Genomic DNA, 15015 nt, shown 5'->3' with positions numbered 1-15015 from the left:
ATTAATCCACAAAATCCTATTGACGTTATGGGGGATTGTACGCAATATCCGACGTGATGGTGGTTCAACCATCCGCGGGCATTTGACATGACAGCAGCTTGCGCCGCGTCACCAAACGCTAAAGCGCCACGATCCCTCGTGGTGTCCGGTTTTGATCAAGGAGACACCCGATGCGTTTCTGTCGAACCTGACCTGACGACGTGCCGGCGATCGTGTCATTTCAAATCGCGGGCCGATCGAATAATCCACGAACAAGGCTGGGGTCCGGTTGCCAGGGGGGTGGCCGGAGCGGGGGATTTCGCACCTTCCCGACGGAGATTTGAAGAAAGGGCCCGTGGTTGCGGCCCTTTCCCTCTCCCTGGCCGGCAAAAACCGCACATGAAGGGAAGTTCCATGAAATCGCTCCGTTCCACCGCCGCCGCCCTGCTGGCCGGCGCGGCGTTTTCCGCCCTGGCCCTGCCCGCGTCCGCCCAGGCGGCCTCGGAGGTAGAGGCCCTGCGGGCCCAGGTCCAGGAATTGCTGGGCCGCATCGAGAAGCTGGAGCGTGCGCCCAGCACGCCCGCCGGCCCGCCGGCCAGCAAGGATGCGCCGCTGGTCCCCGCCGATGCCTATAAGGCGCCGCAGGTGACGCAGTCGGGCAACGGCAAGGTGAAGCTGACCCTGTCCGGTCAGGTCGGCCGCATCGTCAGCGTCGTTAGCGACGGCTACGATACCGACGCCATCCATGCCGACAACGCCACGGCCTCCTCGCGCATCCGCCTGGCCGGTCAGGCCAAGCTGGACGACAACTGGACGGCCGGCACCGATATCGAGCTCGAGACCTCGTCGGCCTCGTCCCGCAACACGGGCATCGGCACCGACAGCGGCGCCTTCTCCATCAATGAGCGCAAGGTGGAGATCTGGGTTCAGCACAAGGCCCTTGGCCGCCTGTGGATCGGTCAGGGCGACACGGCCAGCAACCAGACGTCGGAAATCGACCTGTCGGGCACCGTCACGCTGCTGGGCTACAGCGATATCGGACAGGCCTTCGGCGGTGTCGCCTTCCGCAACAAGGCCAACCGCGCCAACGGCCCGACCGTCAACGGCGTCTTCAACAACCTGGACGGTCTGCACCGCGAGGATCGCGTGCGCTATGACACGCCCACCTTCGGCGGCTTCCAGCTTTCCACCAGCGTGACCGAGGGCGGGGCCACCGATGTTGCCGGCCGTTATGCGGGCAAGATCGGCGATACCGAGATCGCGGCCGCCATCGCCTATGCCGACAATGACAGCCGCACGGGCTTCGACACCCAGACCAATGGTTCGGTGTCGGTGAAGTTCGCCAGCGGCCTCAACCTGACGGCCGCGGCCGGCACCCGCGACCTGGGCCCGCGCAACAGTGATTTCTGGTACGGCAAGGTCGGTTACCTGGCCAAGCTGACCAGCGTGGGCGCCAGCTCCTTCTCGGTCGATTTCGGCAAGCAGGAAGATCTGGTCGTCGCCGGCGGCAATGCCAAGGCCTGGGGTGCCGCCTTCGTGCAGACGGTCGATGCCTGGGCCGCCGATTTCTATCTCGGCGTCCGCAATCACGAGTACAGCACCCGCACGGCCGACTTCAAGGACGTGTTCGGCGTGATCTCCGGCGCCCGCGTGCGCTTCTGATCCGCCCGGCAATGGGGGGCGGCTGCGCGATCACCGGTCCCCATTGCCGCTTTCCCCAACCCCACCCGGAGACAGGACATGACAGGCACCGTGCTGCCCATCGCCACCGCTTCCCATCGCGCGGCGCCGTTGTGTGTCGTGCCGGAGACACCGGCCTTCACGGTCGGTTCCGACCTGTCGCCGGAGGTGGCGGAGGTTGTGCGCATCATCGCCGGCAGCGCCGATGGCGGCACCGACCTGACAGAGGCGCGCCGCATCTTCACCCAGGTGCGCCGCGCCCTGGGACCGCCGCCGCCCGACATCGCATCGGTGCGGGAGGAGACGATCATCGGTCCCGGCGGGCCGCTGCGCCTGCGGCTCTACCGTCCCTCCTTCGGGTTCCGGCCGCTGCCGGCCCTGCTGTTCTTCCATGGCGGCGGCTGGACGCTTGGCGACCTGGACAGCCATGACACGCTGTGCCGGCAACTGGCCGTGGCCACGGGCCATGCCGTCGTCGCCGTGGATTACCGGCTGGCGCCCGAGCATCCCTGGCCGGCGGCCATCGAGGATGGCTGGGCGGCGCTGCGCTGGCTGGCGGCCTATGCGCCCCTGCTGGCCATCGATCCGCTGGCCATCGGCGTGGCCGGCGACAGCGCGGGCGGCAACATCGCCGCCGTCCTGGCCCTGAAGGCGCGGGATGCGGGCGGGCCGGCGCTGAAGACCCAGGTTCTGATCTATCCGGCCGTCGACCTGTCGGCCGGCCTGCCCAGCCATTTCACGCGGGCCGACGGCTATCTTTTGACCCGCCGGGCCTATGTCGCCTATGTCCGCCATTATCTGGCCGGGCAGGAGGTGGAGGGTGACTGGCAGGTCTCTCCCCTGCGGGCCGACCGGCTGGACGGGCTGCCGCCCACCGTCATCCTGACGGCCGGGTTCGACCCGCTGCTGGACGAGGGGCGGGCCTATGCCGGCCGGCTGGCCGCGGCCGGTGTACCCGTGCTGCACCGGCTCTATCCCGACATGGTGCATGGTTTCATCACCATGGGCGGCCGGCTGCCCGCCGCCAACCGGGCCATCAACGATATCGGCCGGGCGCTGGCATCCTATGACATCTATGCCTTCAGCGACGGGGGCGGCATCTGATACCGGGATGATGGCGGTGCTTGCCGGATGACGGGGACCGGGCCGGCATGGTAGGACCCGCGCCGACCCATCCGTTCCGGACCGCCGCCGCCATGCCGATCCCGCCCGACATCCTGGACCAGGCCCGCGACCTGCTGGCAGCGGGGCGCTATCGCGTCGTCCGGCGGCTTCTGGTGACCGGCGGGGTGCCGCCGGACGATGCGGCGGGGCTGGGCCTGCTGGGGGCGGCCCTGGTCGGGCTGAATGATCACCACGCGGCCCGCGCCCATCTGGAGGCGGCGCTGCTGCGCACGCCCGGCGATCCGGTGCTGCGCTTCCATCTGGCCCGGGCCCTGAACGGGCTGGGCATGATGCATGCGGCCGTGCCGATCCTGGCGGACCTGCACGGCGCCCGGCCTGCCGATGCCGCAGTGACGGAGGCGCTGGCCAATGCGCTGCGCCGCGACGCGCGCTACGAGCAGGCCATCGCCCTGGTGGATGCGGCAGAGGCGCAGGGCCGGCTGGACCACGCCATCCTCTATCATCGCGCCCTGTCTTGGCATGCGCTGGGCGACGCGGCGGCGGCCCTGGCGGATTTCGACAGGCTGCTGGCGGATGATCCCGGCCATGCCGCGGCCTGGTTCGCCAGCCATGCCTGCGTGCTGGACGGCCAGGGGCTGCCGGCGGCCCTGTCCCGGCTGCGGCATGCGGCTGCCTGCACGGGTGCCAACCGCAAATATGCCGCCTTCCTGGCCGCCTATGACGTTCTGACGGGCGGTGCCGGCACGGATGGGGCGGCGGCGGCCAGCGACGGCCGGGCCGCCATTCTGGACGGCGCGCGTGCCCTGGTGCCGCATCTGGCGCCGGAATCGCGCCTGTTCGGCCTGTCGGCCGACCTGCTGCGCTTCGCCCTGTCGGCGGCGTCGGTGCCGGGGCTGGTGCTGGAATTCGGCGTGCGGCGGGGCACTTCGCTGCGCCATATCGCAGCCGCCTGCGGGCAGCAGGCCCACGGCTTCGACAGTTTCGAAGGCCTGCCCGAGGGCTGGGGGAACGAACCGGCGGGCACCTTCAGCCTGGGGGCGGAACTGCCGGCCATGCCCGGCAATGTGACGCTGCACAAGGGCTGGTTCGCGCAGACGCTGCCGGACTTCCTGGCGGCCTTTTCGGGTGCCGTCCGTTTCGCCAACATCGATTGCGACATCTACAGTTCCACCGTCACCGTGCTGACGGCGCTGGCCCCCCGGCTGGTGCCCGGCACTATCCTGGTGTTCGATGAGTTCATCGGCAACCGCACCTGGGATGCCCATGAATTCAAGGCCTTCACCGAGTTCACGTCCCGCACGGGCATGGGTTTCCGCCATATCGCCGTCAGCCCGTTCACGGGCCAGGTGGCACTTCGCCTGGAATAGGCGCCCGAGACAGGAAAGGTCCGCCGCCATGAAACCGCCCGTCATGCTCTATGCCTGCCATCAGGTGGACCAGGACGCCTGGCTGTCGGCGCTCGCCGCCGCCGATCCGGGGCTGGAGGTGCGTGTCTGGCCCGATATCGGTGATCCGGCGGAAATCGATTACGCCTTCCTGTGGAAACAGCCGCGCGGCATCCTGGACGGGCTGGTGAACCTGAAAGCCATCTTCTCGCTGGGTGCGGGCGTGGACCATGTGCTGCGCGACGACAGCCTGCCGGACCATGTGCCGCTGGTGCGCATGGTCGACCCGACGCTGGTGTCGGGCATGGTGGAATTCGTGGTGATGCGGGTGCTGCATTATCACCGCCACATGCCCGCCTATGAGCGCCAGCAGCGCGACGGGTTTTGGCGTCCCCTGCCGCAGGTGCCGGCGGCGCAACGGCGGGTCGGCATTCTGGGGCTGGGGGAACTGGGCGCTGCGGCGGGCCGGGCGCTGGCCGGTCTCGGCTTCGACGTGACGGGGTGGAGCCGGACGGCCAGGGATCTGGCCGGCCTGCGCTGCGTGGCCGGCGCCGATGGTCTCACCTTTCTGCTGGAACAGGCGGAGATCCTGGTCTGCCTGTTGCCGCTGACCGATGATACGCGCGGCATCCTGAACCGGGACACCCTGTCCCGCCTGCCGCGCGGTGCCTTCCTGATCAACGCCGCGCGCGGGGGTCATCTGGTGGAGGCGGACCTGATCCCGCTGCTGGACACGGGGCACCTGGCCGGGGCCACGCTGGACGTCTTCGCGGTGGAGCCGTTGCCCGCCGGCCATCCGTTCTGGTTCCATCCCGCCATCACGGTCCTGCCGCATGCCGCCGCCGTCACCCATCCGGTCACGGCGGCACGCATCATCGCCGGCAATATCGCCCGCCACCGGGCGGGCCAGGGGCTGGTGAACGTCGTGGACCGGCAGAGGGGATACTGACCGGCCGCCGCCGTTCAGCCCGCCCCGGCCTCGTCCCGTACCGCCAGCATGGCAAGGGCGGCCACCAGCATGGCGGCACCGCCCAGCACCAGGGCCCAGATGGCCTGCCCGCCGAAGAAGCCGCGCAGCACCACGCCCAGAATGCTGGCGGCCAGCACCTGCGGCACGACGATGAAGATGTTGAAGATGCCCATATAGACCCCCATCTTGGCGGCCGGCACGGCGCCCGACAGGATGGAGTAGGGCGAGGAGAGGATGGAGGACCAGGCGAAGCCGACCCCGACCATGGGCAGCCACAGCCAGGCCGGATCGCCGATCAGCGGGAAGCAGGCCAGCCCCGCCCCGCCCAGGCACAGGCACAGCATATGCGCACCACGCCGGCCGATGGCGCGAGCCATGGCGGGCAGCAGGAAGGCCGCGACGGCGGCCACGCCATTATAGACGGCGAACAGCAGCCCCACCCAGTCCGCCCCGTCATTGAAGGCGCGGCTGGCCGGATCGGTCGTGCCGTAATGGTGCGCCGTGACGGCCGACGTGGTGTAGATCCACATGGCGAACAGCGCGAACCAGCTGAAGAACTGCACGATGGCCAGCCGGCGCATGACGACCGGCATGGCGAACAGATCCTCCATCACCGAGGAGAAGCCGCCCGTGGCACGGCCGGCCTGTTTCAGCCGGGCATGGACCAGCAGCGCAAGGCCGAAGACGGCTAGGCCGCCACCCAGGATATGCACCTCCTTTTCCAGGCCCGCCGCCCCGACCAGGGCTGTGATCAGGATGCCGGCTCCCAGGCACAGCAGCCCTGTCTGCCGGAACCAGGCGGCCGGCCGGTCGGCCCGGGCGGGCGGGGCCATCCGGCGTTCGGCCAGCCGTGCCGCCTCGAACGCGGCCACCTGTCCGGGGCTGTATTCACGGGTGGTCAGCACCGTCCACAGCACGGTGACCAGGATGGCACCCGCCCCGACATAGAAGGCGATATGCACGGTCAGCGGCACCTGGCCGGGGGCGGCCGTATTGTCCATGCCGAACCAGTGGGTCAGCATCCAGGGCAGTGCGGAGGCGCCGACGGCACCGACCCCGATGAAGAAGCTTTGCGCCGCAAAGCCCGTCATCCGCTGTTCATCGGGCAGCATGTCGCCCACGAAGGCGCGGAACGGTTCCATCGCGATGTTCAGCGAGGCATCGAGAATCCACAGCATGGAGGCCGCGAACCACAGCGCGGGAGAGGATGGCATGATCAGCAGCGACAGCGTGACCAGCACGGCACCCAGCAGGAAATAGGGCCGCCGCCGCCCCAGCCGCCCCCAGGTGCGGTCCGACAGATGGCCGATGACCGGCTGTACCAGCAAGCCGGTCAGCGGGGCCGCGACCCACAGGATGGCCAGATCGTCGATATTGGCGCCCAGCGTCTGGAAGATGCGGCTGGCATTGGCGTTCTGCAGGCCGAACGCCACCTGGATTCCCAGGAAGCCGATGGACATGTTCCATATCTGGATCAGGCTGAGCCTGGGCTTTTGCATTTCCGTCCCCTTGCCCCCGGGGCCCTTGTCAGCGGGCCGCCCTGTTTGCGCGGGACGATGCGGGCGGGCGTGGTTTGCCGTCAACGGCCCTGCCGCCGCCGCCGGGGTGAATACGTAGTCAAGGAAGGCGTGCGCCATGAAAGCGGCGGTGCCCAGTGAGAAACCTTTATCCGGCCCGCCCTGATCGCATAGGCTGGCCTTGACCCACCCGTCCAGACCAGAGGTTTTTGATGACCCGCCTGCTTCCCGATCGACGCATGCTGCTGACCGGCGGCGGTGCCGCCCTTTCCATGGCGTTCCTTTCGGGCTGTGCCGGTGGGCCGGGCCGTCCGGCGGCCCCCGGGATGGCGGCGGCCGGGCCGGTGCTGAAACTGCCGCCGCTGCGCACCGGGATCGATCACATCACCCAGATCACCGTCTGCACCCGTCCCTTCCGGCCGCAGGGGCCGCGGATCGAGCGGGAACGGCTGGGGGAGAAGGATGTCATTCACCATTACGGCCATGGTGGTGCCGGCTGGTCCCTCTCGTGGGGATCGGCGGCGGTGGCCGTGGGGCTGGTCATGCAGACCGGTGCGCGTGATATCGCCGTGATCGGCTGCGGCGCCATCGGTCTGACCACGGCCCTGGAACTGCAACGGGCGGGGGCCAGGGTGACGATCTATGCGCGGGAGATGCCGCCCTTCGTGCGGTCCTCCTTCGCGTCGGGGGTCTGGTCGCCGGAAAGCCGCATCTGCCTGGACATGCATGCCACGCCGGCCTTCAAGGCGCAGTGGGCGGCCATGGCGCGCGCCTCCTACGACCGGTTCCAGACGCTGCTGGGCCTGCCCGGCACGCCCATCGAATGGTATGACAGCTTTATCGTGCCCATGGCGGGCCAGACCCCGCGCCCGCCCGACCCGCGTCCCGCCTTCGCCCACGGGCTGACGCGGGAACTGACGCCGGAGCTTCGGTCGCCCCGCACGACCTATGCCGCCGGCCGGCATGATTTCGGTGATCGGGATGTCCGGGCCGATACGGGCATGATGTTCAATATCGCCTCCTACTCCCATTTCCTGATGTCCGGCTTTCTGGCCAATGGCGGGCGGTTTGAGGTGCGGGACTTCCACAGCCCGGCGGAATTCGCCGGTCTGGCGCAGAAGGTGCTGGTGAACTGCACGGGCTATGGCGCGCGGGCGCTGTTCGGGGATGACACGCTGGTGCCCGTGCGCGGGCAACTGGCCCGCACCATGCCGCAGCCCGATGTGACCTATGGCATGTACCACGACATGGTGTCCTTCGTGCCGCGGCGCGACGGTTTCGTTTTCCAGTATGTCGGCGCGGATGAATATTTCGGCTATGGCATCGACGACCCGACGCCGGACCGGGCCGAGGCGGAGCGGGCCGTCACGACCATCGCCGGTCTGTTCGCCGGCGGGCAGGTGTGAAAGCGCCGCTTCCCCGGCCGCATCCTTGCCCCGGCGAATGATTGATCCCCGTCAAGGCCGTGGCCGGCCGGCCGTGCCATAAGAGAGGCAGGCCAAGGGGGCATGATGGATGGAATGGTCTGGTCGCTGGCGGCGGCCATGTTCACCACGGGGATGCTGGGCGGGCTGTCGCATTGCGCGGGCATGTGCGGCCCCTTCGTTCTGGCCCAGGTCGGCGCGCTGCCGGCGGGGACGGGGCAGGGGGCCGGCATCGTTCTGGCGCGGGCCCGCGGATCGATGCTGCTGCCCTATCATCTGGGCCGCATCACGACCTATGCCGGGCTGGGCGGGCTGGTCGCGGCCGGGGGCGGAACCGTGACGCGCCTGGCTGGCGTTTCCTGGGGGCTGGCCCTCATCCTCATGCTGGCCGCGCTGCTGTTCCTGCGCCAGGGGCTTTTGGGTCTGGCGCCCTGGCTGCCGGCCGGGCTGCGGCGGTGGCTGGCGGCCGGTACGGGCGGCGGCTGCGTGCAAGGGCTTGGCCGGCGGCTGACGGTGCCGCTGCGGCCACTGTTCGCGCAGCCGGGCGGCATCAACGGCTATCTGCTGGGGCTGGTGCTGGGCCTGCTGCCCTGTGGCCTGGTCTATGCGGGGCTGGCATCGGCCATGGGCACCGGCGACCCGCTGGCCGGCACCCTCATGATGGCAGCCTTCGGCGCCGGCACGGTGCCGGCCCTGCTGGCCATCGGCCTGCTGGGCGGTGCAGCCGCCAACCGCTGGCGTCGTCTGGCGTTCCTGGCGACGCCCGTGCTGATGCTGGTGAATGCCGCGATCGTGGCGCGGATGGCCTGGCACATGCTGGGCTGAGCCCACCCTATCCCCATGGATGCGATGTTTCGGTGCAGGGGCCGGTGTGATCCCTGTCACAAGCATACAATTGTTTGATACGATCGGGGCCAAGGGGCCGCCGGCCGACCCGCATGACGGCCCCAGGACAGGAAGGGAAATGGCCATGACCACCACCATGACGCATGATTGCCTTCTCTACACCCGCCACGGTGCCGAAGGCGTGGCGGAGATCACCTTCAACCGGCCGGCCCTGATGAATGCGCTGGACCTTGACATGGCCGCCGCCTTCGCGGAAGCCGCGACCATGGCCGCCAACGATCCCCAGGTCCGCGTCCTGGTGGTGACGGGGCGGGGCACCAGCTTCATGTCGGGCGGGGATATCCATGCGTTCCACCGCCTGTTGTCCGCCCCGGCCGGGGAGCGGCGGGATTATTTCTGCCGCCTGATGGACTTCACCCATCAGGCCGTCACGGCCCTGCGCCGCATGGAAAAGCCGGTGATCGCCGGCATCCATGGCACGGCCGCCGGCCCCGGCATTGGCATCACGCTGGCCTGTGACCTGGTCGTGGCCTCCGACAAGGCTGTGTTCCAGATGGCCTATGGCCCGCTGGGCACCACGCCCGACGCCGGCGCCACCCATTCCCTGCCGCGCCTGGTGGGCGCGCGGCGCGCGGCGGAACTGTCTCTGCTGGACCGTCGCCTGACGGCGCTGGAGGCGTTGGAACTGGGCCTGGTCAACCGCATCTGCCCGGCACCCATGCTGGCGGAGGAGACGCGCTGCGTGGCCCGCAAGCTGGCTGGCGGGGCGGCGGCCGCCTCGGGCCGGACCAAGCGGCTGCTGTACCTGTCGCTTGAGCATAATTTCCAGCAGCAACTGGCGGCGGAGCGGGAGACGTTTCTGGCCGCCATCGACAGTGCCGAGTTCGCCGAAGGGATCACGGCCTTCGTCGAACGCCGCCGGCCCTATTTCGGCAATACCTGACCCGCGGGACCTGCCATCCGTGCCCTTGGCGCGCGGATGGCTTCGGTCGTCGATTTGCGTTTGCAACTAAGTCGCATATGAGATAGGACCCGTATGACATTCCATTGAGGATCGGTGACAATCATGCGGACAGGCATGCGATGGGCGGCGTGCGTGGCGGCGGTCTTGATATCCGCGCCGGCCCTGGCGGACCCCGTGATGGCGGGGCACAACCTGTCCCCCTGGGGCATGTTCATGGCCGCCGACTGGGTCGTGAAATCGGTGATGATCGGGTTGGGTGCGGCATCGGTGGCCACCTGGACCATTTTCGTCGCCAAGCTGCTGGAACTGTCGTCCGCCAAGCGCCGCGCCGCGTCGTCGCTGTATCTGCTGGACGGTGCGTCCGGCCTGGGGGAGGCCACGGCGCGGCTGACCGACCCGCGCGATCCGGCGGCCTTCCTGCTGCGCGCCGTGGGGGAGGAAATGGAACTGTCATCCGACCTGCCCGCCGATGGCGTGAAGGAGCGTGCGGCCAGCCGCCTGGAACGGATCGAGGCGGCCGTGGCGCGCCGGTCGGCCCGTGGCACCGGGGTGCTGGCCAGCATCGGTGCCACGGCGCCCTTCGTCGGCCTGTTCGGCACGGTCTGGGGCATCATGAACAGCTTCATCGGCATCGCGGAAAGCCATACGACGAACCTGGCCGTCGTGGCGCCGGGCATCGCCGAGGCGCTGCTGGCGACCGCCATTGGTCTGGTGGCGGCCATCCCGGCCGTGCTGGTCTATAATGCGCTGACCCGCGTCATCGGCGGTTATCGTGCCCAGGTGGGTGATGCCGCCGCCGCCGTGCTGCGGTTGCTGTCGCGTGACCTTGACCGGCGGGCGGCCGCCGCGGCCAAGCCCCGCCTGCGCGTGGCGGAGTAGGCGCCATGGCCGCGAAGCTGCGCACCGGCGGCGACGATGATCTGACGGAAAATCATGAGATCAACGTCACGCCCTTCATCGACGTGATGCTGGTGCTGCTGATCATCTTCATGGTGGCAGCGCCGCTGGCCACCGTGGATATTCCCGTCGATCTGCCGGCCGCCAGCGCGCCGCAGACCCAGCGTCCGCCCAAGCCCCTGTTCCTGTCGCTGCAGGCGGACCTGTCGCTGGCACTGGACGAAACGCCTGTGGCCGGGGGCCCCGATGCCCTGGTGGCGGCCCTGGATGCCGCGACCGGCGGTGACAAGGACCAGCGCGTCTTCCTGCGCGCCGACAAGACGGTGCCCTATGGCGACCTGATGGAGGTTCTGAACGGGTTGCGCGACGGCGGCTATCTGAAGGTCGCCCTGGTCGGGCTGGATGGCGCCGCCGTGGGAACCGCGCCATGAGCCTTCCGGCGCGCAGCCCGGCCGTCCCGTTGTCCGGTGGTGGGGTACGCTGGGGGCTGGCCTTCGCGCTGGCGCTGGGGGCCCATCTGGGCGTGGCCGGTGTCGTCGCACTGAAGCCGCAGGCGCCGCCGTCCCCGCCACCGCCGGGCCTGTCGGCCATCATGATGGATCTGGCCCCGCCGGCCCCACCGCCACCGCCGCCCGCACCGTCCCAGCCGGCCGTGACCCCGCCGCCGGCCCCCAAGCCGCCCCCCGTCATCGAGCGGGCGGAGGCGCGGCTGCCGCCTCCGCCACCCCGGAAGCCGCCGCGGCGTGAGCCGGTGCCTGAGATCGCATCCCGGCCCGTCATGGCGCCGTCCCCGGCACCTGCGGCCGAAAGCAGCGCCGACAGCGCCCCTTCGCCACAGCCTGTGCATGCCGGGCCGCCGCCGGCCGATGCGCTGGCCGCCTTCCAGGGCCGGTTGCTGGCCCATCTGGCCCGGCACAAGCGCTATCCGATCAGTGCCCGGCAACGGCGGCAGCAGGGCACGGCCTGGGTCCGGCTGACGCTGGATCGGGAGGGAAGGGTGCTGGCCCATCGCCTGGAGCGTGGCAGCGGCATCACGCTGCTGGACCGGGAGGCGGAGGAATTGCTGGCCCGTGCGCAGCCATTGCCGCCCCTTCCGCCCGAGTTGGGCCGGGACCGGATGGAACTGGTGCTGCCCGTGGAATTCTCCCTGCGCTGAGGCGCGGGCGCACGCCCCACTCGGGTCACATCAGTCCCGCCGATTTGAAGCTGACATATTTGCCGCCCTTGCCGATGATCACATGGTCGTGGATCACGACGCCCAGCGCGCTGGCGGCCGCGATGATCTGCTTCGTCATGTCGATGTCCGCCCGGCTGGGCGTGGGGTCGCCGCTCGGGTGGTTGTGGACCAGGATGATGGCGGACGCCCCCAGTTCCAGCGCGCGGCGCACCACCTCCCGCGGGTAGACGGGCGTATGATCGACCGTGCCGCGCTGCTGCACCTCGTCGGCGATCAGGGTGTTCTTGCGATCCAGGAAAAGCAGGCGGAACTGTTCCACCGGTTCATGCGCCATGGCCCCGGCGCAATAATCCAGCAGCTTCTGCCAGGAGGACAGGATCGGCTGGCCGATCACCTGCTGGCGCGCCATGCGCAGGCCGATGGCCCCGACGACACGGATATGGGCGATGGTGGCGTCGGAAAAATTGAAGCGGGCCTTCAGGCTTTCCGCCGGGGCCTGCGTGACGGCCCACAGGGTGCCGAAGGCGGACAGAAGCTCCTTGGCCAGCGGCTTGACATCGCGCCGCGGGATGGCCTGGAACAGCAGCAGTTCCAGCAATTCGTAATCCTGCAGCGCGTCCGGCCCGGAGGCCAGGAAGCGCTGCCGCAGCCGGTCCCGGTGGCCGTGATAATGCGGCTTGTCCGGCTCCGGCTCCGGCGGTTGGGGCCGTGACTGCCGGGCGGGGCCGGGTGCCGCGGAGGCGGGCACCGGCCGGCCGGCGACAAGGGCCGCCAGCAGGTCGTCATCCGTCAGCGGCGGCCCGGCCATGGCCTCGTCCAGCCGCTCCGCCTGTGGCATCAGCTTGCCTGCCCGTTTCACCGCCGCCGCTCCACATCCATGATGTGCATGACCCCTGCCGTCCACTCGCCTATAAGTGTAACAGCCGGGGGTTGGGCGCGCCAGACGGGAAGTGAGCCTGATCCGGCCCGCAGGTCAGGCGTAGGGTGGCTTTGTATGGCCGGCAGGGGACAGGGTGAATATCTCCGACCCGTCCTTGGTGACGCCGATCGAATGCTCGAACTGGGCCGACAGGCTCTTGTCGCGCGTCACGGCCGTCCAGCCGTCGGACAGCACCTTCACCTCGTACCGGCCGGCATTGATCATGGGCTCGATCGTGAAGAACATGCCTTCTTCCAGCACCGTGCCCCGGCCCTTGTGGCCGTAATGCAGGATCGACGGGGCGTCGTGGAACACCCGGCCCAACCCGTGCCCGCAGAAATCCCGCACGACGGAGAAGCGGAAGCTTTCGGCATAGGACTGGATGGCATGGCCGATATCGCCCAGCGTGGCGCCCGGCCGGACGACGGCGATGCCCCGCATCATGGCTTCATAGGTGACATCCACTAGGCGCCGCGCCTTCAACGGCACGTCACCCACCATGTACATCCGGCTGGTATCGCCAAACCAGCCATCGACGATCACCGTCACGTCGATATTGGCGATATCGCCGTTGGTCAGCCGCTTGGGCCCCGGAATGCCATGGCACACGACATGGTTGATGGAGATGCAGCTTGCCTTGGTATAGCCCTTGTAGCCGACCGTGGCCGACGTGCCGCCATTGTCCAGGACGAATTGCAGGATCCTGTCATCCAGTTCCCCCGTGACCGCGCCGGGCACGACGAAGGGGGTGATGTAATCAAGCGTCGCGGCGGCTAGGCGGCCGGCCTTGCGCATGCCCTCGAAATCCTCGGGCTTGTGCAGCTTGATGGAACGCTTGTCCTCATATTCTTCTTCGGCGAATTCGGCCTGTGTCATCGCGGTCTGATACTTTCCAACCATAAGACTGCCGGGGGCCTGACGCGCCCCGATCGATTTTCAGGGTCCAACTCTACACGATGGGGGCGGGGCGGGGCAAACACGCCGTCCCCGATGCCTGCCGTCCGGGCGGAGCATGGCCCGCCCGACAGGACGGCCCTGCGCAGCCACCCCCTGCCCAGATGCCCGCAGATCGGCTATGGTGGGGGCATCATGCAAGAAGACGACCTGATCCTTCCCGCCCCGCCGCCCCCGCCGGAACCCTGCGCGACCTGCGGCAAGCCCGATGATTTGTGCCTGTGCGCCAGCCTGGTGCCGGAGCGCACGCGCCTGAAGCTCCTGATCCTGCAGCATCCGCAGGAACAGGATGTGGAACTGGGCACGGCCCGCCTGCTGGCCGGCCAGATCGAGGGGGCGATCGTCAAGGTCGGCCTGTCCTGGCCGTCGCTGTCCAAGCTGCTGGGCCGGCAGGTCGACCCCAAGCGGTGGGGCGTGCTGTTCATGGGCTCCAAGGAGGAAGTGGCCAAGGTGCCGCGCGGCGCCATCGCCATATTCGGCCGCAAGGATGTCCTGCCCGACAGTGACCTGATCCTGGCCGATCTGGAAGGCATCGTGCTGATCGATGGCACATGGGCCCAGGCCAAGACCCTGTGGTGGCGCAATGCCTGGCTGCTGAAACTGCGGCGCATGGTCATCCATCCGGATTTCCGTTCCGCCTATGGCAATGTCCGCAAGGAACCGCGCCGCGAAAGCGTGTCGACGCTGGAGGCAGGTGCCTTCGTCTATGGCAGGCTGGAAGGCGATCCGGGGCTGCAGGACAGGCTGCTGAAGCCGTTCGACACGCTGCTGGACCGCTGGCGCCGCCGCCGCCGTCCGGTCAGACCGGTCTCCGCTGCCCGATAGCCCGCCCCCTTAGGCGGCGGAACGGCGCAACCGGACTAGAAATTTCCGAAGGGCCCGAAAAGCGAATAGAAAAGCCCCAGGGCCGCGAACACCGCCAGCCAGATGGCGATGTAGGGCAGTATCTTCCCCGGTGCGATATGGCGTCCCCGTCCCCGCAGGACGATGATCAGCACGAGGATCAGGGAAACAAGGGCCAGAAGCTGGTTTTCGCTCATCCCCGGCAAATGGGGTCGCAGGGCGCCGCCATCAAGGGGGCGCCGCGGCGCTGTCGCGGTTTCACCCAAGACGTGGCCCACACCGGTCCGGCCTGGGGGTTGCCTTTGACCGCGGGGCCGCATCGGGGGGCGACTGCC

15 protein-coding genes are annotated in these 15015 nt (G+C 68.9%); 11 read left to right on the top strand and 4 right to left on the bottom strand.

What is annotated here, in order from left to right; genetic code table 11:
- The first annotated feature begins 393 nt into the window (after positions 1-393).
- The 4 genes from ABC728_RS00345 (at position 394) to ABC728_RS00330 (ending at position 5118) form a co-directional block, all read left to right on the top strand.
- Positions 394-1641 (top strand): porin, encoded by a 1248-nt coding sequence (locus ABC728_RS00345; protein WP_416620203.1) that lies wholly within the window; start codon positions 394-396, stop codon positions 1639-1641.
- Positions 1642-1719: 78 nt separating this feature from the next.
- Positions 1720-2763: an alpha/beta hydrolase gene (locus ABC728_RS00340; protein WP_416620204.1), complete on the top strand. Its 1044-nt coding sequence runs from the start codon at positions 1720-1722 to the stop codon at positions 2761-2763.
- A gap of 47 nt (positions 2764-2810) precedes the next feature.
- Positions 2811-4151 carry a class I SAM-dependent methyltransferase gene (locus tag ABC728_RS00335; RefSeq protein WP_416620205.1) on the top strand — a complete coding sequence of 447 codons (1341 nt, stop codon included), beginning with the start codon at positions 2811-2813 and terminating at the stop codon, positions 4149-4151.
- 28 nt (positions 4152-4179) lie between these two features.
- Complete coding sequence (locus ABC728_RS00330; protein ID WP_416620206.1) at positions 4180-5118, top strand: 2-hydroxyacid dehydrogenase; 939 nt, start codon at positions 4180-4182, stop codon at positions 5116-5118.
- A 14-nt stretch (positions 5119-5132) separates the two neighbouring features.
- Here ABC728_RS00330 and ABC728_RS00325 read toward each other — a convergent pair whose 3' ends face one another.
- Positions 5133-6638: an MFS transporter gene (locus ABC728_RS00325; RefSeq protein WP_416620207.1), complete on the bottom strand. Its 1506-nt coding sequence runs from the start codon at positions 6636-6638 to the stop codon at positions 5133-5135.
- A 230-nt stretch (positions 6639-6868) separates the two neighbouring features.
- On the opposite strand from ABC728_RS00325, the gene ABC728_RS00320 reads away from it, so the two are divergent.
- The 6 genes from ABC728_RS00320 (at position 6869) to ABC728_RS00295 (ending at position 11943) form a co-directional block, all read left to right on the top strand.
- Positions 6869-8062, top strand: coding sequence for an FAD-dependent oxidoreductase (locus tag ABC728_RS00320; RefSeq protein WP_416620208.1), 1194 nt, complete (start codon positions 6869-6871; stop codon positions 8060-8062).
- 102 nt (positions 8063-8164) lie between these two features.
- Complete coding sequence (locus ABC728_RS00315; RefSeq protein ID WP_416620209.1) at positions 8165-8905, top strand: sulfite exporter TauE/SafE family protein; 741 nt, start codon at positions 8165-8167, stop codon at positions 8903-8905.
- Positions 8906-9050: 145 nt separating this feature from the next.
- On the top strand, positions 9051-9869 hold the full coding sequence (locus ABC728_RS00310) for an enoyl-CoA hydratase/isomerase family protein (RefSeq protein WP_416620210.1): 819 nt from the start codon (positions 9051-9053) through the stop codon (positions 9867-9869).
- Between the two features lie 198 nt (positions 9870-10067).
- Positions 10068-10769 (top strand): tonB-system energizer ExbB, encoded by a 702-nt coding sequence (exbB, locus tag ABC728_RS00305; RefSeq protein WP_416620211.1) that lies wholly within the window; start codon positions 10068-10070, stop codon positions 10767-10769.
- Positions 10770-10774: 5 nt separating this feature from the next.
- Positions 10775-11218 carry a TonB system transport protein ExbD gene (gene exbD / locus ABC728_RS00300; protein ID WP_416620212.1) on the top strand — a complete coding sequence of 148 codons (444 nt, stop codon included), beginning with the start codon at positions 10775-10777 and terminating at the stop codon, positions 11216-11218.
- Positions 11215-11943, top strand: a complete 729-nt coding sequence (locus ABC728_RS00295) for an energy transducer TonB family protein (protein WP_416620213.1) — start codon at positions 11215-11217, stop codon at positions 11941-11943. The genes exbD and ABC728_RS00295 overlap by 4 nt, the downstream gene beginning before the upstream one ends.
- Before the next feature lie 25 nt (positions 11944-11968).
- Here ABC728_RS00295 and radC read toward each other — a convergent pair whose 3' ends face one another.
- Together radC and map are read right to left on the bottom strand one after the other, a co-directional pair.
- Entirely contained in the window at positions 11969-12823 is an 855-nt protein-coding gene (gene radC / locus ABC728_RS00290) for a RadC family protein (RefSeq protein WP_416620214.1), read from the bottom strand.
- Between the two features lie 114 nt (positions 12824-12937).
- A complete protein-coding gene (map, locus tag ABC728_RS00285; RefSeq protein ID WP_416620215.1) occupies positions 12938-13759 on the bottom strand; it encodes a type I methionyl aminopeptidase in 822 nt (273 codons plus the stop codon).
- A gap of 213 nt (positions 13760-13972) precedes the next feature.
- On the opposite strand from map, the gene ABC728_RS00280 reads away from it, so the two are divergent.
- Positions 13973-14662 (top strand): tRNA-uridine aminocarboxypropyltransferase, encoded by a 690-nt coding sequence (locus ABC728_RS00280; RefSeq protein WP_416620216.1) that lies wholly within the window; start codon positions 13973-13975, stop codon positions 14660-14662.
- 35 nt (positions 14663-14697) lie between these two features.
- On the opposite strand, the gene ABC728_RS00275 is transcribed toward ABC728_RS00280, so the two are convergent.
- Positions 14698-14877, bottom strand: a complete 180-nt coding sequence (locus ABC728_RS00275) for a hypothetical protein (protein ID WP_416620217.1) — start codon at positions 14875-14877, stop codon at positions 14698-14700.
- Positions 14878-15015: the final 138 nt, after the last annotated feature.

This window comes from Niveispirillum fermenti, from assembly GCF_052474395.1.
This window is presented reverse-complemented; position numbering and strand designations above follow the sequence as displayed.

Coding starts and splice junctions, on each gene's coding strand:
- ABC728_RS00345 (WP_416620203.1), top strand. CDS start 394: ATGAAATCGCTCCGTTCCACCGCCGCCGCCCTGCTGGCCGGCGCGGCG.
- ABC728_RS00340 (WP_416620204.1), top strand. CDS start 1,720: ATGACAGGCACCGTGCTGCCCATCGCCACCGCTTCCCATCGCGCGGCG.
- ABC728_RS00335 (WP_416620205.1), top strand. CDS start 2,811: ATGGTAGGACCCGCGCCGACCCATCCGTTCCGGACCGCCGCCGCCATG.
- ABC728_RS00330 (WP_416620206.1), top strand. CDS start 4,180: ATGAAACCGCCCGTCATGCTCTATGCCTGCCATCAGGTGGACCAGGAC.
- ABC728_RS00325 (WP_416620207.1), bottom strand. CDS start 6,638: ATGCAAAAGCCCAGGCTCAGCCTGATCCAGATATGGAACATGTCCATC.
- ABC728_RS00320 (WP_416620208.1), top strand. CDS start 6,869: ATGACCCGCCTGCTTCCCGATCGACGCATGCTGCTGACCGGCGGCGGT.
- ABC728_RS00315 (WP_416620209.1), top strand. CDS start 8,165: ATGATGGATGGAATGGTCTGGTCGCTGGCGGCGGCCATGTTCACCACG.
- ABC728_RS00310 (WP_416620210.1), top strand. CDS start 9,051: ATGACCACCACCATGACGCATGATTGCCTTCTCTACACCCGCCACGGT.
- exbB (WP_416620211.1), top strand. CDS start 10,068: ATGGCGGGGCACAACCTGTCCCCCTGGGGCATGTTCATGGCCGCCGAC.
- exbD (WP_416620212.1), top strand. CDS start 10,775: ATGGCCGCGAAGCTGCGCACCGGCGGCGACGATGATCTGACGGAAAAT.
- ABC728_RS00295 (WP_416620213.1), top strand. CDS start 11,215: ATGAGCCTTCCGGCGCGCAGCCCGGCCGTCCCGTTGTCCGGTGGTGGG.
- map (WP_416620215.1), bottom strand. CDS start 13,759: ATGACACAGGCCGAATTCGCCGAAGAAGAATATGAGGACAAGCGTTCC.
- ABC728_RS00280 (WP_416620216.1), top strand. CDS start 13,973: ATGCAAGAAGACGACCTGATCCTTCCCGCCCCGCCGCCCCCGCCGGAA.
- ABC728_RS00275 (WP_416620217.1), bottom strand. CDS start 14,877: ATGAGCGAAAACCAGCTTCTGGCCCTTGTTTCCCTGATCCTCGTGCTG.